We start from the raw sequence: 21,403 nt of genomic DNA on the forward strand, positions 1-21,403 counted from the left end.
GTGTAAAAGCTATTACAAGTTATTATCTTGCAGCATGGAAGAGATAAATCCCTGGAAAACGCTAGATAGCGATGTAAAATACGATAACAATTGGATCCGTTTAACCGAGCACCAGGTCATCAATCCATCTGGCGGAAAGGGAATTTATGGTACCGTTCATTTTAAAAATCTCGCCATCGGCATACTTCCTTTGGATGTAAACCTCAATACCTGGCTGGTTGGCCAATACAGATATGCACTAAATTCCTACAGTTGGGAAATTCCGGAAGGTGGTGGACCATTTTATGAAGCACCGCTTGAAAGTGCCCGGAGAGAATTATTGGAAGAAACGGGCATGAGTGCCAGAAACTGGCAAGAGATTCAAAGAATGCATCTTTCTAATTCTGTAAGCGACGAACTAAGCATTATTTACCTAGCTACCGATTTAATACATGGCATTGCCATGCCCGAAGAAACCGAACAACTAATTGTTAAAAAATTACCTTTCGAAGAAGCCTATCAAATGGTTTTAGATGGTAAAATTACCGATTCCATGAGCGTTGCCGCAATTTTGAAAGCAAAGCTGATGATGATTAATGGTGAATTGTAATTATAAACACCAAATGTTCCTACGGAACATTCAAAATATTGCATATTTTTTCTACCCAGCATATGTCCCGATGGGACATTAAACAAAATTAATGTCTAACACCTTTTTAGAGATATTTTTTTTTATAAACCTGCTGATTATTCTACCAATTTTCAGAAACAAGAGCTATATAATTAAATTTTCCGACCTTAAATCCAGATAAAAAAAGATTAAGATTGATATTATTTAAAAAATCCATTCCTTGTTCCGTAGGAACAAATCCTAGAACTACTAACTTGCATATTTCCCGAAGGGACATCCAACAATATGAATATCTAACAGCTTTTTAGAGATATTTTTTTTTATAATCCTGTAAAGCACTCATTCTAAATCTTCTCAAAGAAACATTTTAATAATGATGAATATTTTAAAATAGGGTATTTTCCTATGGAATATTATTATTTATAAAATCCGTTTCTTGTTCCGTAGGAACAAATCATAGAACTACTAACTAGCATATTTCCCGGTGGGACATTAAACTATATCAATGTCTAACAGCTTTTTAGAGATATTTTTTTTTATAACCTATTGATTATTCTACCAATTTTCATAAACAAGCGTTATGTAATTAAATTTTCCGACCTTAAATCCAGATAAAAAAAGATTAAGATTGATATTATTTAAAAAATCCGTTCCTTGTTCCGTAGGAACAAATCCTGGGTAGAACATTACGAATTGTAATTTTCGTTCCGTAGGAACGTTTCGTGCTCCAACAAAAAGATAAAGTTTTATAGAAAAATTAAAAAATAATTGCTAATTTGATTAACGCCTTGCTTGCAATGCAAGATTGCTTATTTAATAAGCACATATTAAAACGTTTTTAAGTATCCCCTAAATATTAAATCATTCCATTTTCTATTATCCCCTAGTGATAAACCCTCGGCAGCAAAAATTTCGCTTTGAAATTTTGGTTTCCATAGGAAAATTATTGTTGATTTAATTTTTATAACGCTATGCCAAACACATACACGCAGCTGCATATCCAATTTGTTTTTGCTGTTAAATTTCGTGCTTCTTTAATCAAGGCAGAATGGAAAGAAAGACTGTTAAAATACATTACCGGAATATTCCAGACAAACAATCATAAAATGATTCAAATTAACTGTATGCCTGATCATATACATATCCTAATTGGAATGCGGCCTCATCAATCTATTTCCAGTCTTATCCAAAATGTAAAGACCGAAAGTTCCAAATGGATTAATGAACAGGGATTCTGTAAAGTTAAATTTGCACGGCAAGAAGGATATGGTGCTTTTTCATATTCAAAAAGCCATATTCAACAGGTTATTCAATATATTCAAAACCAGGAACAACACCACAAAAAGCAAAATTTTTTAGAGGAATACACTAGCCTTTTGGAGACCTTTAAAATTGAATACGAAGAAAAATACATCTTCAAAGAACCAGAATAATTTATTATTATCTTTGCAATCTATTAAACCGACCAGATGAGCAAGCTTTTTGGATATATTTTAAGCCCTATTTTTTATATTTTTTTTGGATTAACCCTCTGCATCTTCCACCCCATACAATGGCTTAGTTTTAAGCTTTTTGGCTATAAAGCGCACAAGGTTTCGGTAGATATCCTTAATTTTTTTCTCACCTATTGCCAGGTTTTCCTTTTCAATTCGATCAGTTTTAAAAATGAATATGATTTGCCAACCGACAGACCGATTATTTTTGCGGCAAATCACCAGAGCATGTACGACATTCCCTCATTGATCTGGTTCTTAAGGAAACACAGCGCAAAATTTATCTCCAAAATTGAGCTTACCAAAGGTATTCCATCCATCTCCATTAACCTCCGTTTGGGCGGTGGAGCAAATATTAACCGTAAAGACAATAAGCAGGCCATTTCAGAAATCATTAAACTTGGCCGTAGAATGAAGGAAAACAACTGGAGTACGGTTATTTTTCCGGAAGGAACAAGAGCGAAGGATGGGCAATTGAAAACATTTCAGTTTGGAGGCATCGCAACCATCTTAAAGGTTGTTCCTAATGCACTAGTAGTACCGGTAGCCATCGAAAATTCATGGAAAATTGTTCGCTTCGGCATGTTTCCGTTAACCACAGGCAACGCCTTAAAATGGACGGTTTTAAAACCCATTGAACCAGGCATAAAAACGCCAAATGAGATCACGCTGGAAGTTGAAAACGAAATCAGAAAAGTTTTAGGTCAACCAGTGGCGCAGCCAGCTATTTTATAATTTTTATTAATTTCTTTAAAGATCCTTCGACTCCGCTACCATTGACAGGCTCCAATAGAATGGTCGTCATCTCGACGGTAGCGCAGCGAAATGGAGAGATCTTTGTACCAAGTTATTTGAAATCAAATTTAAAAGATTTCTCAACTACGGTCGAAATGACGATACTTCAAGACTATTCACCTGCTTTATTTATCTGTCATTTATATTGATTTTTAAAAAACAAATTATCCGGCAGGATCATTCGGTGGTTTCTGTGCTTCCTTGGCAATAAAATTAGTATCCTTTTCAGCGCTAAACGCTTGGCGTCAAATGATCTAAATATTTTTATTCCCTATTACCCTGAAAAATTCATCACGATAAGTATCGCCTACTGGGATAATTTTCTGATTAATGGTGATGCGGCTACGCTCAATACTTTCAATCTTATCAACCGCTACAATGTATGATTTATGCACCCTGATAAACTGACTCTGAGGCAACGCCTCTTCCATCTTTTTCATACTTTGCAGGGTAATAACGCGCTCATCTTTGGTAAAAATCGAAATGTAATCTTTCAAACCCTCAATAAACAAAATATCGTGCAAGTATATTTTTTGGATCTTATGTTCTGTTTTTACGAAAATGTAATCCTGAACCGGATTTGGCGATCCTGAAAATGGTGCTGGTGTAACAATTGGTTGCGCTACACTCGCAGGAGTTTCAACAGGTTTTACCTGGTTGTGAACTTTTTCTACCGCTTTATAAAAACGGTCGAATGCAATGGGTTTCAAAAGATAATCAGAAACATTCAGATCATAACTTTCCAAAGCATATTGCGGGTATGCGGTTGTGAGGATGTAATGGCATTTATTACCTGCAATTTTCAAAAACTGGATGCCGGTTAGCTCAGGCATTTGGATATCTAAAAATACAAGATCAATTCCCCCACCCTGAACAATCTGCAAAGCTTCAATAGGGTTTTCGCACCTTTTAACCATCGTTAAAAACGGTACTTTAGAAATATAATCCTGCAAAATATCAAGCGCTAAAGGCTCATCATCAACAACAATACAGTTTAAGTTCATTTTTGGTTATTATTTAATTCGAGATGATAATTTATATCTGGTTTACAGATTAAATATCAATCATCAGTTCACAGGTATAATGAGTAGCCGAATTTACAACATTTAATTTATATCTATCAGGATAAACCAATTGTAACCGTCGTTCTACATTGGTTAAACCCACACCACCCTGAGCATCTTTATTTTGCTGGTTCTTTTTATTTATCACGCTAAAATGCAAAATTTTCTGATTGGCAATGATATTGATTCTAACAGGCTCTGCCGGATCGGTTACCACACCATGTTTAAATGCATTTTCTACAAAAGAAATCAACATTAAAGGCACAATTTTCTGATTATCAATTTCACCATTTAAAGTAAGCTCAATATAAGCCCCATCTTTAAACCGTATTTTTTGCAGTTCGATATAACTGGTTAAATAATCTACTTCTTTGCTTAACGCCACGGTTGGGGTATTGCTTTCGTAAATCATGTAACGCATAATTTCCGAGAGTTTCATAATGGCATCGGCAGTTTTATCCGATTTTTGATAAGCCAGCGAATAGATATTGTTAAGCGAGTTAAAAAGGAAATGCGGGTTTAACTGCGATTTCAAAAACTGGAGTTCCATTTCGCGACGCTCACTTTCTAAGTTCCGCTGGATCCTTTCACTTGCAAACCAATCAATGGTAAATTTGATAATACAGCTGCAGATTAAGAAAAAACCTGATAAGAAAGTAACCATAATCACAAAACTATGTACTGGAATCTCCATCCGTTTTCCCTTAGCACTAACATTGGTCAATACATCATCCGGGTACAAAACAGCGATTGCTGTTTTAGCCACAACCGCAACTGCAATCAATATTAAAAATGCCAATACGTAGATGAAATATTTCTTCCTTTTCTTGATTAGCTCAGGGATCAAGAAAATATAATTAATATAGAAAATAGAAATATTTATTATTCCATATGCGATATAGCTAATAAAATAATCTTTTGCTGTATGTATTGATGTATCAAAAATATTTAGCCCAACAATTAGCATCACGATAATTGTCCAGAAAATAGCATGCAAGATTAAAGGCCCCTTACTTTGTTTCATTAGAAATATATTAAATGGAATATGAAATTGATATACGTACAATAGACGCATATCCTATCATGCACACAAAATAAATAAAGTTTTATCGATTTACTTACACAATCTACCAACGGGCATTTTTTTTCTACCAACGGCCCAATAGGCAAATTTTATCGACAAACGCCAAAAATGGCCGTTGATCTAGAATCTTGAACACTTGGTATAATAGATTTTAGCAGCTTGTTTTTCTTGAGTTTCTTTGAATCATCAAAACGAAAACAAAATGAAAACATCATCAGCAATCAACTTCAATAATCAAGCAGTAATGGCTGATGATCAATTCACAGCCGCTCAATTAAAACAAAACATCATGAAAAAGTTAGGAAACACATCGCCATTTTTACTTTTATTATTACCAGTATTTATGATGATCATTTTAACACTTACTGTAAGCACCAATCAAAACGATGCCGAAATTGTGATAAAACCTGCAAAAACATCAAATACGATCGTAACAAAAGCCACCGCTATTTTTAAATAATAGCCATGAATAATTACGCTATCGAAACGGTAGGCTTAAACTTTAACTTTGGCAACCAGGTTATTGTAAAAGATCTCTCTCTACAAGTACCAAAAGGCAGTATTTACGGTTTTCTTGGTCCGAATGGAGCAGGTAAAACCACAACCATAAAAATTTTGCTAAACCTGCTGAAGTCGCCTTCAGATCAGGTTTTCATATTCGGCAAAGAAATAAACAGCAACCGGATAGCTACACTTAAGCGTATTGGTGCCTTGGTAGAACAGCCTGCTATTTACGGTCACCTTTCGGGAAAAGAAAACCTGATTAACCGGTGCATTTTACTGGGCATAAAAAAAACAAAGGCAGATGAAATGTTGGCCCTTGTTGGCTTAACAGAGGCTGCCAATAAAAAAGCAAGCAAGTATTCGTTGGGCATGAAACAGCGCTTAGGCATTGCCCAGGCATTAATTTCAGATCCGGAATTACTTCTTTTAGATGAGCCAACCAATGGCCTCGATCCAAACGGCATTATAGAAATCCGTAATCTGATGATCGATCTGGCCACTAAACATCAAAAAACAATCTTGGTATCGAGCCATTTACTGGCAGAAATAGAAAGAACGGCCACACATGTTGGCATTATAAATAAAGGTGAACTTTTGTTTCAGGGCACTATCGATGAACTTCATTTACTTAGCAAACCCATGCTTGAAATTGAAGTAGATCAGATTGAAAACGCAACCGCACTTATCTTAAAATCGGGTTATGAGGTGATAACAAAAACCGATAAAAAAATTACGGTTCCATTTATTTCAGCGCAAAATAGTGGCGAGTTAAACACTTTGCTCATTAAAAATGGCTTTACAGTAAGCAGTTTATACAAACAAAGAAAAGATCTCGAAAATTTATTCCTCGATATTACCAAAACAAACTAATATGCACACGCTCTTCATATCTCTACAATCAGAATTTTATAAATCGCGTAAAACTTTAGCATTTTGGGCGGCCATTTTATTACCCGTAATTATATGTGGCCTAATTACCTTTGGTTTTTATTCCGGATCAGAGAAGATTCTTGATCGGCATTACCCACCAATGATGCTTTGGGGCAATTATATCGGTGCAGCACTAAATGTTATGGGTTTATTGGTTATGCCTTTCTATGTTATATTTATGGCTTTCTCAGTTAATAATATCGAGCATAAAAACGATACATGGAAAATGTTATTTGCGCAGCCACTAAATAAATTTTCTATTTATGCGGCAAAATATTTATACGCCGTATTATTAATATTCATTTGTTTATTCCTTTTTGCAACTTTAACCTACTTATTTGGCCATTTATTACAGGTTTTAGTGCCCGGATATAACTTTAACCAATTTAATCCCTCCACTGTCCTGATCAATTCTTACACTAAATTGTTCCTCTCCTCATTAGGGATTTTATCATTACAGTTTATTTTAAGCTTAGTATGGGGCGATTTCCTTAAGCCAATGGGAATTGGTTTTATTGGAACCATTATGGGCATTATAACTGCAAACGTAGGCTGGAAATATGCTTACCTTATCCCCTACGCGCTACCAACGCTGGCATTAAGAATAACGAAAGTAAAAAAAGGTGGTGATCCATTGGATTTTCCAATTTTTACCCAAGAAATATGGACAAGCTTAATCTATGCGGCCATTCTTTTCACTATTGGCTATTTTATTGTGACTAAAAAGAGCATAAAATAAGTTTAGGGCTAAAATTTCATCGAACAATCGTGTAAAAATATCATTGGAAAATAATTTGGAACGGTTTAAAGTGTATTTTAGATTAAAACCAACAAATTATTCAGAAATGATCAAAAAATTTACACTAACAGCATTGGCTTTCAGTCTTTGCTTTTCGGCTTTTGCACAAGAAACACCAGATGCAGCTGTTATACAAAAAATTAGAAAAGAAGGTTTAGACAATTCCAAGGCAATGGAAATTGCTTTTAATTTAACGGATGTGAGTGGGCCGCGTTTATCAAACTCGCCAGGACTAAAAAAAGCACAGGATTGGGCCGTAAAACAACTTACCGATTGGGGATTAAAAAATGCCCACCTCGAAGCCTGGGGAACTTTCGGTAAAGGCTGGCAAATTGATAAATACTATGCCGCAACTACCATCCCATATTACCATGCCATTATTGCATCGCCAAAAGCCTGGACACCTGGTACCAACGGCCCGATTAAATCTCAGGTGGTTTTAATTAAAGCCGATAGCGTAGCCGATTTAGCAAAATATAAAGGCAAATTAGCCGGAAAAATCATCATGATGGATCAGGGTGCACCCTTAACAAGTGGCACAAAAGCAGATTTTTCGCGCTATGCAGATACCACATTGGCACAAATGGCCGCTGCTAAACCACAAGCAGCAGGTGCAAGACAACGCCCAACCAGCGGACCAATGGCCGATAGAATGGCACAAATGATGAAAATGCGCGAAATCCGTGCTGCAATCAGCGCCATGCTTGTTGAAGAAAAAGTTGGTTTAATTTTAACTTATGCCCGTGGCGGACAAGGAACATTTTTTACCAGTAATGGTGCTTCTTATGCACTAGATGCCAAACCGGTATCGCCAGAACTGGAAGTAGCAGCAGAAGATTTTTTACATATACTACGCCTTTTGCGTGCCGGCAAAACAGTAGAGGTAGAAGCTGATATCAAAACATCATTTTATGATAAGGATCCGCAAGGCTATAATGTAATTGCAGAAATACCGGGAACTGATAAAAAGTTAAAAGAAGAAGTGGTGATGATTGGCGGGCATTTCGACTCATGGCATGCAGCAACTGGCGCAACCGATAATGCTGCAGGCTCTACCGTAATGATGGAAGCCATGCGTATTTTAAAAGCAATAGATTTTAAACCAAAACGTACAATCCGCATTGCACTTTGGAGCTCTGAAGAACAGGGTTTGTTTGGATCGAGAGGTTATGTAACCAAACACTTTGGCGATCCGAAAACGATGGTACTTACACCCGATCAGAAAAAAATCTCAGCTTATTATAACCTCGATAACGGAACAGGAAAAATCCGTGGCATTTATTTACAGGGTAATGAGGCCGCTGGCCCGATTTTTCAAAACTGGTTTACACCTTTTAATGATTTAGGAGCAACAACGGTAACCATTAATAACACAGGCGGTACGGATCATCAGGCTTTCGACGCGGTTGGTATTCCAGGCTTCCAATTCATTCAGGATCCTGCTGATTACAATACCCGAACCCACCATAGCAATATGGATACTTATGACAGACTTGTTGAAGACGACTTAAAACAGGCCGCAACAATTATTGCTTCTTTTGTTTATAATACATCGCAACGCGAAGCACAAATCCCTAGAAAAGAACTACCTGCACCACAACCTGCAAGACCGTAAATTGAACACCGCTTAAAATAAAAGCCTGCTGATTTGACTTTAGGATCAAATAGCAGGCTTTATTATTTAGATTGAGAGGTTATATGTATTTTGAAACCCTTACAGGGATAATATTCTTTCTTTAAACGCCCAAACAATTAATTGATAAGAGTTTTTTAAATCGAGTTTTCTTACCATATTTCTGCGGTGCGTATTAACTGTATGCTCACTGATAAAAAGCATTTCGCCGATTTCTTTACTGTTATAACCCATTGATAACAGGTGTACAATCTCAATTTCCCTCTCGCTGATCGAACTGTGATTTTCCTTTAGGAGGATATTGTTTGCCATTTTTGAAAAAATTAATGGTTAAATGTTTTTCGTAGTCGCCGCCCATTGTAGACCTATTTCTAAATAAGTTCAAAATAGTTGTTTTTCATAGGTAGACGCTCTATTATTTGATAACCGCATTTTTTTAAGTTGTTATCATATACCAAAAGTAGTAGTACCTCGCAATTCGTTGCTAGTGTAAAATGCCCTAAATTAAAGGGTATTTTTACGGTATCGTTCAGTGAAGCTTGGAGGGCTTATAGAATTTATTTTTCAACTTTCATTAGCTCCCCACTTATTATCTATATTTGGGTTAAAACCAAATAACTTTATGACACAAGTTCCTTTAATGAAGGATGGTAAAAACAACACCATCCCGGTAAATATTGCACAACAGATGACGGAGGCTTTTCGCAAAAGCCAGAATACAGAAAAAGGTACATATACAAAAGCGGCCTGGTTTCCTGCGGCACAAATATCATCCTTAACAAAAAAAATGATTGATTTTGGTGGCGACGGGATTAGAATCTATTTCGGAAGGTACACCAGCGAGATTATTGATCAGATCAACAAATTGGAATACGGAGACCAAATCCCTTATACCTATGCCGATATGAATACCGTACTTCTGGTGGTCACCAAATTAATTGATGGTAAACCCTGCACGGATTATTTTATTGATAAAGATGTTGCCTGCAATGTTGAGGATGCACAACCAACCGATCCTGAAAACAGAGCTTTATTATGCCCGCAACAATGCGATGATACTAGCAAATTGATGTTATAACATCAAATAGATGATAGGAAGAATTGACATTCCACTGGATATATTCAAGATTCTGAAATATATCCTGCCAACAAGCGCCTCGTATGCCGAGCTGCTTTGCCTTGTTTTTGCTATATATTTTTTATCAAAAGACAAGAACCCATTTTGGCGAATAACCATATGGTACCTGGTAATCGTAATGGTAACCGAAACTGCTGGAAAGTATTGCGCCTTAACTTACCGTACAAATCTATTTGTGCTTAACATTTATACCTTATTTGAGGTATCATACGTTACCTATGGATTTTATACTTTTATAAAACAGTATGCCGATATCAAAAAATGGATAATTGCAATCTATGGAGTAATCATATTAATTTACATCACATTTACCGCTATATACGGTATCCATGTATATAATGCTTTTACCATAAGTATAATGTCGGTGGTTTTTGTTATTTATGGCTTATTCTATTTTTATTTATTGCTTAAAGACGAAGATTATATCGATTTAAAATTTCATGCTGCATTTTGGTGGGTTGGCGGGGCCTTAATATTTTATTTTGGCAGCACACTCGCTAATTTCTTTGATGATATTATACAGCAAAAATTTTTAGGCAAATACAATACAAGGTCTATTATTTACACAACACTTAACTTTTTTTTATATGGCCTCTGGGCCTATTCATTTATATGCAGAGCTCGTCAACGGAAGTAATGTCACTCATATTATTGGCATCATTTGTTTTTCTTTTGATGCCAATATTCCTTTTACTTTATATCAGGTCGTATAACCAGCACAAAAAGAACCACGTTCTGGAAAAGCAGAATATGCAGCAAATATTCGAATCCGAAATGCTTCAAACACGTATTGAGGTACAAGATCAAACCATGCAGAGCATTGCCACAGAACTGCATGATAATGTTGGACAACTGCTGAGTCTTACCACCCTTACCCTAAATTCAGTTAATATAAATGATGCAGAAAAAGCAAAAAAGAAAATAGACAATTCACTTTCCCTTGTCAACAAATCAATTAAAGAACTTCGCGAACTGGCTAAACTTTTGCATGGTGAGCAATTGGTAGAAAACGGCATTGGTAATGCCATTGATCAGGAAATAAACTGGCTTAATAAAACTGGCGCATATGAGCTAAAAACAAACAATTTACTGGTTGAAAAACAAATTACTTCGCCAAATAAAGACTTGATTATCCTTCGTTTACTGCAAGAAATTATCAATAATATCATTAAACATGCACAGGCCACACAGATTCAAATCGATGCTTACCTACAGAACGATACTTTACATTTAAAAGTAACCGAAAATGGAATAGGTTTTAATCCAGACGAAATTAAAGCTCAAAAATCGGGTATGGGCCTTAATTCTATTTACAAAAGAATTGAGATGATTGATGGAAAATTAGCCTTAAATTCGGCCCCGGGAGAAGGTACTTCCATTGCAATCGAAATCCCATACCCTTAAACTGTATGCAGAACCAAAGTATCGCTATCGCTATTGTTGATGACCACACGCTCTTCCGCTCAGGATTAGCCAGCCTGTTGGAAGAATTTGATGAAATTAAAGTGATGTTTGAAGCCACTAATGGGGTGGATCTTCAAAACAAAATTAATAACCATACTGAAGTTCAGCTTATTTTGATGGACATCAACATGCCTGTAATGGATGGTTATGCTGCTACCAAATGGGTTAAAATCCACCACCCGAATGTTCATGTGCTTGCATTAAGCATGCTCGAAGATGAAAAGGCAATTATCGGAATGCTCAAAGCTGGTGCTGGCGGTTATATGCTCAAAGAATCAACTCCATCAGATTTATTTGCAGCCATAAGAGTAATTGTAGACAAAGGATTTTTTGTAAATGAATTGGTATCCGGAAGGTTATTGGTAGCTTTAAAAGACAGCGATATTAAACCAACATTCTCTGCCCGCGAATTAACATTTTTTCAGCATTGCAGCACCGAGCTTACTTACAAAGAGATTGCCGACTTAATGAATGTAAGTCCACGCACGGTTGACAACTATAGGGAATCTCTTTTTGCGAAACTCAACATTAAATCACGCACCGGATTGGTAGTTTATGGCATTAAAAATAACATCATCACGATTTAAACTTTTATAAAAGATAAATCATCAACACACTGATTATCAATACTTTAAATACAAAACCTTCTGCATTCCCATTTCAAAATAATGGAAATTCATTCTAAAAAATACAGCATTTTCGATTTCTAAAATATTTTTCAAATAAAATTTGGATAACTAACGAATTAGTTTTAACTTTAGTCAAGACAATTTAATTTGTCATCATCCTTATTATTATTAATTATTATGGAAATTAAAGATTTAACCAAAGCTGAAGAACAAATTATGCAGGTTTTATGGCAATTGGAAAAAGCATTCGTCAAAGAAGTTATTGATGAGCTTCCCCTTCCCAAACCTGCCTATAATACTGTTTCAACAATCATTAGAATCTTAGAAACGAAAGGCTTTATTGGCCACGAAGCTTTCGGGAAAGCACATCAGTACTATCCTTTAATCAGCAGAGAAGAATATAAGCGCCACGCAACGGAAAAATTGCTGGGTAATTATTTCGAAAATTCGGTTGAGAGTATGTTCTCTTTCTTTGTTAAAGAAGAAAAACTGGATTTAAGCGACGTTGATGAAATTTTAAAAATGATTAACAAAATTAAACATCAGCCAAAATGAGTTTTGCCCACTACCTATTACAGGTGAACTTATATTTAATTGTTTTTTTCGGTTTTTACAAATTACTGTTAGATAAGGAAACCTACTTTACCTTAAACCGCATTTACCTGGTATCTGCGGGAATTTTGTCGTTATGCATACCGTTTATACGTTTAGAATGGCTTACAGAACAAAAGGCAGCACAGCAGGTTTATACATCAGTAAATTGGGAAGCCGTATTACAACAGGCAACAATAGTAACAGAACGGAGCGCAGGCTTTAATTGGGCCAATGCTTTCGTTTATATTTATTGTGCAGGTATATTGTTTTTCTTGGGTAGATTGGTATTTAACTTATTGGCAGTTAAAAAACTCATCACATCAAGCAAAGCCGGATCGGCATTTTCTTTTTTCGGAAAAAAAATAATCGACCGCGAATTGCCGCAAATGGATGTGATTGATATTCACGAAGAAGCACACATTAAACAATGGCATACGGTAGATATTTTATTTTTCGAAATTATAGGCATAATTACCTGGTTAAACCCGGTAATTTACCTATACAAAAAAGCGATTAAAAATATCCATGAGTTTTTGGCTGATGAACTTGCCGCCGAATTTCAGGGCGATAAGGCTGAGTATGCCATGCTTTTGCTCAGCAAATCATTCGGCATATCGCCAAACGCATTAACAAATGGCTTTTTAGAGAAATCGTTAATTAAAAAAAGAATTTTCATGCTTCATAAAGAACGATCTAAAAAAATCGCGATTATGAAGTATGGAATTTCTATCCCACTGTTTGCACTCTTGATCGTATTTTCATCAGCAACTGTGCGTAAAAGTGAAAAACTAATCTCCATTACTGATCAGATTCCTTTAGATAAGCCGATTGAGATGGTACAGGATATGGTAACCGAAACACCTAAAGAAATAATTCCCGAACCAAAGGTTTCTATTGATGGAAAAACAGATCCCAATTGGAAAGGATTTTATCAGTTTCTTGGCAGAAACATTAAATATCCGGCGGCAGCCAATAGTGACGAAGTGCAAGGAAACGCTCAGATAAAGTTTAATTTAAAAGGTGGAAGAGTAACAAATATCATTTCAAATGTAGAATTAGGTGCCGGTTGTGATGAAGAAGTAATGAAAGCCATTTTATCATATAGAGGCTTTAAACAGATAAAGGATGGTAAATATGCATTAACAGTGAGCTTTAGTATTCCGGAATCGTCGGAAGAATTTAAAAATAAATTGTTGCCAAAATCAGCAGGCTATCTGAATTTGAACAAAATTACCATTATATCTTATCTCCAAAAAAATACTGAAACCGGAACGGTTAAATCAGAAAATACTGATAAAATTTACGACTTTGTTTCAATCGAAAAACAGCCTGAATTTCCGGGTGGTATAGCTAAGTTTTATAAATACCTTGGTAGCAATATCAAATATCCTAAAATGGCTTTAGAGAATAATGTTCAAGGTAAAGTTTTCCTTAGTTATGTAGTTGAAAAAGATGGTTCGCTATCGGATATTCAAATTACCAGAGGATTAGGAAGCGGTACAGATGAAGAGGCCGTGAGGGTTATAAAAGATTCGCCAAAATGGAACCCCGGCATTTCAAACGGTAAGCCTGTTAGGGTAAAATATAACATCAATGTGAACTTCACAATCAATGATGATACACCAAAAGAAATTAAAACAGGTAGTATTCCTGCCGATAGGATAAAATTGAAAGATGGTTCTAATCTTGATGCATTAATCATTTTAGATGGTGTTAAATTATCTGAGAACAGCCAATTGGGTACAATCAATCCAAATAGTATCGAATCAATAGAGGTACTAAAAGATCAAACCGCCATGAATTTGTATGGACCAAAGGCTAAAGGTGGCGTAATTTTAATAACAAGCAAGGGTGCAAAAAGCAATACTTTCCGATCGTTAGATGCCAAAGAACTTTCGATAGATAAGACAGGTAACTTTTTTGAACTCAGAAAAAGATTCTAATCAAAATTTACTATGAAAAATGTAATCGTATTTACCATGCTGATGGGGTTTACTTTAGCTGGTTTTGCCCAAAAGGCCGACAGTACCAAAACACCTAAAATTAAGTTAAATAGTACATATCTTACCGCTACTGAACCATTAATGGTGGTGAATGGGACTAAGCAAGTTTTAAGGGGTATATCATCGGTAAAGGATCTTGATCCTACCAATATTAAAGCCGTTACCATATTAAAAGATAGTTCTGCGATTGCAAAGTACGGAGCAGACGGCTTTGCGGGAGTTATAGAAATAGAAACCAAAAACACCGATTCAACAGGTAACAGCATTATAAAGGCTAAACCTATAAAACCTGTAGATCTGCATTTGAATGGAAAAGTAACGGGATTTAAGGTAAATCCAATGCCCAATGGCCAATTACCTGTTAAAAAGCGATACCTGTTAAATAGAGATTTCGATCCAAAAGCAAAAATGCTGTATATTATTGATGGTAAAGAAGTTGCTGATCCTAAAATAAATGAACAATCTATTAAGTCAGTAGAAGTTCTTAAAGATTCGTCGGCCACAACTTTATACGGCGATAAAGGCAAAAATGGTGTAATTATTATCACAACCAATAAAGCAACCTCCAAGAAAAATTAATCCCTAACCTTTTAATATAAAACAATGAGAAAGCTAATCTTTTTAGCCCTAATGGGCATCGCCATGTGTTTTAACCAGGCAAAAGCACAAAACAATCCTGATAAAGTTTACGATTTTACCTCTTTAGAGAAAACGCCAGATTACCCTGGAGGAATCAAGAAATTTTATGAATACCTGGGCCGTGAAATAAAGTATCCTGAGGTAGCCAAAAGAAACAGCACACAGGGAAAAGTATTCGTTTCATTCGTAGTGGAAAAGGATGGCCAGTTAACTGATGTTAAAGTTACCAGAAGCCTAACCCCTGAAACAGATGCGGAAGCATTAAGAGTTTTAGAAAAATCGCCAAGGTGGAACCCCGGCTTAATAAATGGAAGACCGGTTCGTGTAAAATACAACATCAATGTTAATTTCAGCATGAAATAAAAATCAAACGGTAATCTGAATAAACACAAAACCCCAGCAAAAATTGCCGGGGTTTTATGTTTTCTCTCCTGTCTCGGAAGACTAAATTTACGAAAATTTTAATGTATATACAAATATTACAGAATATAATTTTTAATTAAGCAAAATTTTAATATGCTAACATAGGAATATTGTAACTTTCGCAAACTTTTATTTTGAGCTTGCTTTGTTGTACAAGGTTTCAGTTTTAAAAGATCAAGTTTCGTATGTTTTCAAAACATGATGTAAATGTTAAATTCCACATTATTTTCAGCTCATATTAACCAAGAGATCACTATAGTTTAGTCCATTATAATTTTCAGTCATTTAGAAGTTTAAAATACTTTTAGTTCATATTTCACCTCTTTATTAATTCTTCTTAGCTTTCAAAAAAGAGCCAAAACTAGAAAGCCCCCACAACGTGGAGGCTCAAGAATCCGGTGTTTAAACCGGATGCACAGTATATCTTTAAATTGTTTCCTCAGAAATGAATTTTGCAGATGCAAAATCACGGTTCATGCGGGCAATGTTTTCCAAAGAGATTCCTTTAGGGCATTCGGCCTCGCAGGCACCAGTATTGGTACAGTTACCAAAACCTTCTGCATCCATTTGTGCAACCATGCTCTGTACCCTGCGGTAACGCTCTGGCTGACCTTGTGGTAACAATGCCAATTGAGAGATTTTAGCCGACACGAAAAGCATTGCTGAAGCATTTTTACAAGTAGCCACACAAGCACCACAACCAATACAAGCCGCCGCTTCAAAAGCAGCATCTGCCTGCATTTTAGGAATAGGCAAATTGTTTGCATCCTGAGCATTACCCGTGTTTACCGAAATAAAACCACCGGCAGCAATAACCCTATCAAATGCAGAACGATCTACTGTTAAATCTTTTACTACCGGAAAAGCTGCTGCTCTCCAAGGCTCAACAACGATGGTATCGCCATCTTTGAAAGAACGCATATGCAACTGGCATGTAGTTACCAAGTCTTTAGGTCCGTGCGGACGGCCGTTAATGTACATTGAACACATTCCGCAGATACCTTCGCGGCAATCGTGGTCAAATACAACAGGCTCTTCGCCTTTAGTGATTAATTGCTCGTTCAATACATCGAACATCTCTAAGAAAGACATATCCGGTGAAATATCGGCCAATTTATAATCTACCAAAGCACCTTTGGTTTTGTTATTTTTTTGACGCCAAACTTTTAGCGTTAAGTTCATATTTCCTGTACTCATTGTATCTCAGATTTGAGATTTGAGATATTAGATATGGGAACCAAGATTTTCATCTCATGCCTCACATCTTACATCTCTTATCTATTTATAACTTCTTTGTGCTACTTTAATATTTTCAAACTTCAATTCTTCTTTATGAAGTTCGAAGTTTACACCTTCTTTAAATTCCCAAGCGGCTACGTATGCAAAATTTTCATCATCACGCAGGGCTTCACCTTCTTCGGTTTGATACTCTTCACGGAAGTGACCACCACAACTTTCGTTACGGTTTAAAGCATCAATACACATTAACTCGCCAAGCTCGATAAAATCGGCAACACGACCAGCTTTTTCCAATTCAGTGTTTAACTCATCAGCAGTACCCGGCACACGAACATCACTCCAGAATTCATGACGCAAGGCCCTGATTTCCTGAATGGCTTCATTTAAACCTTTTTCGTTACGTGCCATACCACATTTTTCCCACATGATGTGGCCTAAACGTTTGTGGAAATGATCTACTGTTTTGGTTCCTTTGATATTGATTAGAGTGTTTAAAATACCAACTGCTCTTTCCTCGGCCTCTACAAACGCAGGGTGATCGGTTGAAATTGCCTTTACCGAAATTTCTTTTGATAAATAAGCACCAATTGTGTAAGGTAGAACAAAATAACCATCAGCTAAACCCTGCATTAAAGCAGATGCACCTAAACGGTTGGCACCGTGATCGGAGAAGTTAGCCTCACCTGTACAGTATAAACCTGGCACCGATGTCATTAAGTTATAATCAACCCAAAGTCCGCCCATGGTATAGTGAACTGCAGGATAGATACGCATTGGTGTTTCGTAAGGATTTTCACCTGTAATTTGCGCATACATATCGAACAGGTTACCATATTTCGCTTTAATTACCTCAGTACCTAAGCGCATGCAGGTTTCTTTATCAGGATTATGGTTACCAGCTTTTGAAGCTTCGATTTTACCGTAACGTTCTGTGTTGGCTTTAAAATCAAGATATACTGCTAATTTGGAAGCACCTACACCATAACCTGCATCACAACGTTCTTTAGCAGCACGTGAAGCCACATCACGTGGAACAAGGTTACCGAATGCAGGATAACGGCGCTCTAAATAATAATCTCTTTCATCTTCAGGAATTTCTGAAGCTTTACGGTTATCATCTTTCTTTTTTGGTACCCAGATACGTCCATCGTTACGCAACGACTCTGACATCAGGGTTAATTTTGATTGGTGATCTCCTGAAACAGGGATACAGGTTGGGTGGATTTGCGTATAGCAAGGGTTTGCAAAATAAGCACCTTGTTTGTGCGCTTTCCAGGCTGCTGTAACGTTACTTCCCATTGCATTGGTAGAAAGATAGAATACGTTTCCGTAACCACCTGTTCCTAATACCACTGCATGGCCAAAATGACGTTCGATTTCTCCTGTAATGAGGTTACGGGCAATGATACCACGCGCCTTACCATCGATTTTAACAACCTCAAGCATTTCATGGCGGGTATACATTTCTACTTTACCCATACCAATCTGGCGTTCTAAAGCAGAATAAGCTCCTAATAACAATTGTTGGCCGGTTTGACCTGCTGCATAAAATGTACGCTGAACTTGTGTACCACCAAATGAACGGTTATCCAACAAACCACCATACTCACGCGCTAAAGGAACTCCTTGTGCTACACATTGATCTATAATGTTTGCACTTACTTCAGCTAAACGGTGTACGTTTGCTTCGCGTGCTCTGTAATCACCACCTTTAATGGTATCGTAAAAAAGGCGGTAAACACTATCACCATCATTTTGATAGTTTTTTGCTGCATTGATACCACCCTGAGCAGCGATTGAGTGTGCTCTACGTGGAGAATCCTGAAAACAAAAACATTTTACTTTGTAACCCATCTCAGCCAGGGTAGCGGCAGCCGAAGCACCTGCTAAACCCGAACCTACAATAATTACCTCAATAGTTCTTTTGTTCGATGGGTTAACCAAAGGCACAGAAGACTTATATTTTGTCCATTTGCTGGTTAATTCGCCTTCTGGAATATTTGAATTAATATCTGACATATCTCTTTTGTGCTAAAACTTAATCAATTAAATGGGTATAAACTGCAATTGGCATGAGTGCGAATACGATCGAAATGATTAGCGCATACCATACACTGGCTCTTTTAATCATTCCATTGTATTTTGAATGATTCCATCCCATGGTTTGAAATGCCGAAGCGAAACCGTGCAATAAGTGGTAACAAAGAGAAATCATTAAAAGAACATAGGCCACAACCCTTACCGGATCCTGAAATTTCTCTTTCATAACGGCATATAAATCTTCATTGCCGTTTGCATCAACAGTTGGAATTCCTGTGAAACGAGAAACTACCCAAAAATCTTTCAGGTGGATAACAAGAAAAATAAGCAATAAAGTACCTAACAAGCCCATAGAGCGGCTGTACCATTTACTGTTCGCACTACCATTGTAAACTGCGTAGCCTTCTGGCCTTGCTTTTCTATTTTGAATTGTAAGGTTAACTGCCTGATAAATATGCACAAGCAAGCCTAAAAACAATATGTACTCGCCTGCCCTGATGATCCAATTGGTAGCCATAAAATGTGCTCCAATATTAAACTTCAAACCATTATCGTCAAGAAATATTAACGAATTAATACCTGCGTGTACAATTAAAAAGAGTATCAGGAATATTCCTGTAATACCCATAACGTATTTTCTTCCTATTGATGAAGAAAGTGCATTTCCGAAACCACTCATTTGATTAGGATTTATATCTAAATTTCTTGCAAAAGTATCTAATTATGAGTTTAATTTATAAACGATTATGACAAAACAACGATAAAACATTTATTTAGAAACATTCTAAAGCAGAATAGGAAATAATTGAAATTATACCCATACCGTCATGCTGAATTTATTTCAGCAACTATCCTATATAAGTCCCTGGAATAAATTCAGGATGACGATAGTTTTGAAATTTATGGATAAAGATATTGACCAGATCGTCATGCTGAAATTATTATAGCAACTATCCTTTATAAAGGCCCTGAAATAAATTCAGGGTAACGATAGTTTTGAAATTTATAGATAAAGATATCACCCAGATCGTCATGCTGAATTTATTTCAGCAACTATCCTTTATAAATCCCTGAAATAAACTCAGGGTGACGGCAGTTGCAATATTGGGTTATGAATTCCTTAATGGTTAAAATTTAAGAAACCCTAAACACCCAACATAACTAATCTTTTCGTTATATTGCCTTACCAAATAATTAACATGAAAAAGCTGCTCTATTTTATTGTGCTCCTGGCCATTTTATGCTCAGGTTGCGATCCTGCTCCGGCTACTTTTAATCTGGAAACCAAAAACTTTGGTCCAAATGCCGTAATTACCATTCAAAGTGCAGAAAACAGTGAAACACTAAAAGTTGAAAACATAACAAACGGGAACCAGACTTTTAAAATTAACATTCCGAAAACAGGCTATGCCATTTTAAAAACAGAGGATGGGCCCCATAAAGAGGAATATTTCTTTTATCTGGATAAGGGTGATTATAAGGGAGTTCTTGATGGAAAAAATACAAATAGTTATCCATTTAAAACCGTACCTGATCAAGAAGGCGAAGCGTTTATCGAGTTTTACAAACTTTCAGATAACATGAGTAAAGATATACTTGATAGTTTAAGTAAAGCCGAGGTAGATCTTGATCAGGCCAACCCGAACAATATAATGGAACGTGCTCAAAAAGCTGATCAATGGAGAGAAAAACAACTCAAGCTTAAACTTGAAATTATAAGAGCCTTCGCTAAAGCGCATCCAAAATCGACTCATCCGCTCTTTTTATTGGAACGTTTAGGTACTGTGGATTCGGAAGCGAAAAATTACTTATCCATTTTTAACCTACTAAGTGAGGAAGTAAAAGAAACGAAAAGAGGTAAAAATCTCCTTGCTGAAATAAAACAGGCTAACCAAATGATGGCGGGAAGTAAAATGCCGCTTATTGAGGGCGAGAACCCTAAAGGCAGAAAATTTGATTTGAAAGTATTGAAAAAGGTAAACCTAGTGAGTTTTTGGGCATCTTATAGCGGTAAGAGCCGCAGAGACAATCAAACCTTAGCTTCACTTTATGAAGAATATAAAAACAAAGACGTTGAATTTATCAGTGTATCTTTTGATAAAAAACGTGATTCGTGGTTAAAAACCATCAAAGAAGATAAGTTAATTTGGCCTCAATATGCCGATTTTAAAGGGTCAGAATCTCCCAATGCCAAAAACTTAAGCAATTATAACGTTACCTATTTCTTTTTAGTTGATAAAAACGGCAACGTATTAAGCAATAATGACCTTACATTAGATTTTGTGAAGAGTGAAATAGAGAAAAATTTAGCTGGCAGATAAT

At 36.3% G+C, this 21,403-nt stretch carries 22 protein-coding genes; 16 read left to right on the forward strand and 6 right to left on the reverse strand.

What is annotated here, in order from left to right:
- The first annotated feature begins 34 nt into the window (after positions 1 to 34).
- The 3 genes from ASE74_RS11820 to ASE74_RS11830 all read left to right on the forward strand — a co-directional run bounded on the left by ASE74_RS11820 (position 35) and on the right by ASE74_RS11830 (position 2,838).
- Positions 35 to 589, forward strand: coding sequence for an NUDIX hydrolase (locus ASE74_RS11820; protein ID WP_055908976.1), 555 nt, complete (start codon positions 35 to 37; stop codon positions 587 to 589).
- Positions 590 to 1,581: 992 nt separating this feature from the next.
- Complete coding sequence (gene tnpA / locus ASE74_RS11825) at positions 1,582 to 2,043, forward strand: IS200/IS605 family transposase (RefSeq protein WP_055908979.1); 462 nt, start codon at positions 1,582 to 1,584, stop codon at positions 2,041 to 2,043.
- A gap of 36 nt (positions 2,044 to 2,079) precedes the next feature.
- Positions 2,080 to 2,838: a 1-acyl-sn-glycerol-3-phosphate acyltransferase gene (locus ASE74_RS11830; RefSeq protein ID WP_055908983.1), complete on the forward strand. Its 759-nt coding sequence runs from the start codon at positions 2,080 to 2,082 to the stop codon at positions 2,836 to 2,838.
- A gap of 314 nt (positions 2,839 to 3,152) precedes the next feature.
- Here ASE74_RS11830 and ASE74_RS11835 read toward each other — a convergent pair whose 3' ends face one another.
- Complete coding sequence (locus ASE74_RS11835) at positions 3,153 to 3,902, reverse strand: LytTR family DNA-binding domain-containing protein (RefSeq protein WP_055908986.1); 750 nt, start codon at positions 3,900 to 3,902, stop codon at positions 3,153 to 3,155.
- A 49-nt stretch (positions 3,903 to 3,951) separates the two neighbouring features.
- Complete coding sequence (locus ASE74_RS11840; RefSeq protein WP_235526070.1) at positions 3,952 to 4,986, reverse strand: sensor histidine kinase; 1,035 nt, start codon at positions 4,984 to 4,986, stop codon at positions 3,952 to 3,954.
- Positions 4,987 to 5,248: 262 nt separating this feature from the next.
- Between ASE74_RS11840 and ASE74_RS11845 the strand changes: the two genes are divergently transcribed.
- From ASE74_RS11845 to ASE74_RS11860, 4 genes are all read left to right on the forward strand, one after another.
- Positions 5,249 to 5,506: a hypothetical protein gene (locus ASE74_RS11845; protein WP_055908989.1), complete on the forward strand. Its 258-nt coding sequence runs from the start codon at positions 5,249 to 5,251 to the stop codon at positions 5,504 to 5,506.
- Between the two features lie 5 nt (positions 5,507 to 5,511).
- Positions 5,512 to 6,420 (forward strand): ABC transporter ATP-binding protein, encoded by a 909-nt coding sequence (locus tag ASE74_RS11850; protein WP_055908993.1) that lies wholly within the window; start codon positions 5,512 to 5,514, stop codon positions 6,418 to 6,420.
- 1 nt (position 6,421) lies between these two features.
- Positions 6,422 to 7,219 carry an ABC transporter permease gene (locus tag ASE74_RS11855; RefSeq protein WP_055908995.1) on the forward strand — a complete coding sequence of 266 codons (798 nt, stop codon included), beginning with the start codon at positions 6,422 to 6,424 and terminating at the stop codon, positions 7,217 to 7,219.
- 106 nt (positions 7,220 to 7,325) lie between these two features.
- Positions 7,326 to 8,894: a M20/M25/M40 family metallo-hydrolase gene (locus tag ASE74_RS11860; RefSeq protein ID WP_055908997.1), complete on the forward strand. Its 1,569-nt coding sequence runs from the start codon at positions 7,326 to 7,328 to the stop codon at positions 8,892 to 8,894.
- A 99-nt stretch (positions 8,895 to 8,993) separates the two neighbouring features.
- On the opposite strand, the gene ASE74_RS24400 is transcribed toward ASE74_RS11860, so the two are convergent.
- Entirely contained in the window at positions 8,994 to 9,224 is a 231-nt protein-coding gene (locus ASE74_RS24400) for a response regulator transcription factor (RefSeq protein WP_082458749.1), read from the reverse strand.
- Between the two features lie 310 nt (positions 9,225 to 9,534).
- On the opposite strand from ASE74_RS24400, the gene ASE74_RS11865 reads away from it, so the two are divergent.
- From ASE74_RS11865 to ASE74_RS11900, 8 genes are all read left to right on the forward strand, one after another.
- The gene (locus tag ASE74_RS11865; RefSeq protein WP_055909000.1) at positions 9,535 to 9,990 is read left to right on the forward strand and encodes a hypothetical protein; all 456 of its coding nucleotides are present in this window, start codon (positions 9,535 to 9,537) and stop codon (positions 9,988 to 9,990) included.
- A 10-nt stretch (positions 9,991 to 10,000) separates the two neighbouring features.
- Positions 10,001 to 10,687 (forward strand): hypothetical protein, encoded by a 687-nt coding sequence (locus ASE74_RS11870; RefSeq protein ID WP_055909002.1) that lies wholly within the window; start codon positions 10,001 to 10,003, stop codon positions 10,685 to 10,687.
- On the forward strand, positions 10,687 to 11,454 hold the full coding sequence (locus ASE74_RS11875; RefSeq protein ID WP_055909004.1) for a sensor histidine kinase: 768 nt from the start codon (positions 10,687 to 10,689) through the stop codon (positions 11,452 to 11,454). Before ASE74_RS11870 ends, ASE74_RS11875 begins: the two co-directional genes overlap by 1 nt.
- A gap of 5 nt (positions 11,455 to 11,459) precedes the next feature.
- Complete coding sequence (locus tag ASE74_RS11880) at positions 11,460 to 12,101, forward strand: response regulator transcription factor (RefSeq protein ID WP_055909006.1); 642 nt, start codon at positions 11,460 to 11,462, stop codon at positions 12,099 to 12,101.
- Positions 12,102 to 12,320: 219 nt separating this feature from the next.
- Positions 12,321 to 12,698: a BlaI/MecI/CopY family transcriptional regulator gene (locus tag ASE74_RS11885; protein WP_055909009.1), complete on the forward strand. Its 378-nt coding sequence runs from the start codon at positions 12,321 to 12,323 to the stop codon at positions 12,696 to 12,698.
- On the forward strand, positions 12,695 to 14,680 hold the full coding sequence (locus tag ASE74_RS11890; protein WP_055909011.1) for a M56 family metallopeptidase: 1,986 nt from the start codon (positions 12,695 to 12,697) through the stop codon (positions 14,678 to 14,680). The genes ASE74_RS11885 and ASE74_RS11890 overlap by 4 nt, the downstream gene beginning before the upstream one ends.
- Positions 14,681 to 14,692: 12 nt before the next feature.
- Positions 14,693 to 15,319: a TonB-dependent receptor plug domain-containing protein gene (locus ASE74_RS11895; RefSeq protein WP_055909013.1), complete on the forward strand. Its 627-nt coding sequence runs from the start codon at positions 14,693 to 14,695 to the stop codon at positions 15,317 to 15,319.
- A gap of 24 nt (positions 15,320 to 15,343) precedes the next feature.
- Positions 15,344 to 15,742 carry an energy transducer TonB gene (locus ASE74_RS11900; RefSeq protein WP_055909015.1) on the forward strand — a complete coding sequence of 133 codons (399 nt, stop codon included), beginning with the start codon at positions 15,344 to 15,346 and terminating at the stop codon, positions 15,740 to 15,742.
- A gap of 486 nt (positions 15,743 to 16,228) precedes the next feature.
- Here the strand turns inward: ASE74_RS11900 and ASE74_RS11905 are convergent, their stop codons facing one another.
- From ASE74_RS11905 to ASE74_RS11915, 3 genes are all read right to left on the reverse strand, one after another.
- A complete protein-coding gene (locus tag ASE74_RS11905; protein WP_055909023.1) occupies positions 16,229 to 16,999 on the reverse strand; it encodes a succinate dehydrogenase/fumarate reductase iron-sulfur subunit in 771 nt (256 codons plus the stop codon).
- Positions 17,000 to 17,080: 81 nt separating this feature from the next.
- Entirely contained in the window at positions 17,081 to 19,060 is a 1,980-nt protein-coding gene (locus ASE74_RS11910) for a fumarate reductase/succinate dehydrogenase flavoprotein subunit (protein WP_055909025.1), read from the reverse strand.
- Positions 19,061 to 19,079: 19 nt separating this feature from the next.
- Positions 19,080 to 19,760, reverse strand: a complete 681-nt coding sequence (locus ASE74_RS11915) for a succinate dehydrogenase cytochrome b subunit (RefSeq protein ID WP_055909029.1) — start codon at positions 19,758 to 19,760, stop codon at positions 19,080 to 19,082.
- Positions 19,761 to 20,280: 520 nt separating this feature from the next.
- Between ASE74_RS11915 and ASE74_RS11920 the strand changes: the two genes are divergently transcribed.
- On the forward strand, positions 20,281 to 21,402 hold the full coding sequence (locus ASE74_RS11920; RefSeq protein ID WP_055909032.1) for a thioredoxin family protein: 1,122 nt from the start codon (positions 20,281 to 20,283) through the stop codon (positions 21,400 to 21,402).
- The last annotated feature ends 1 nt before the right edge of the window (position 21,403 follow it).

It is taken from the genome of Pedobacter sp. Leaf216 (genome assembly GCF_001421515.1).
In the GTDB taxonomy this organism is placed as follows: domain Bacteria; phylum Bacteroidota; class Bacteroidia; order Sphingobacteriales; family Sphingobacteriaceae; genus Pedobacter.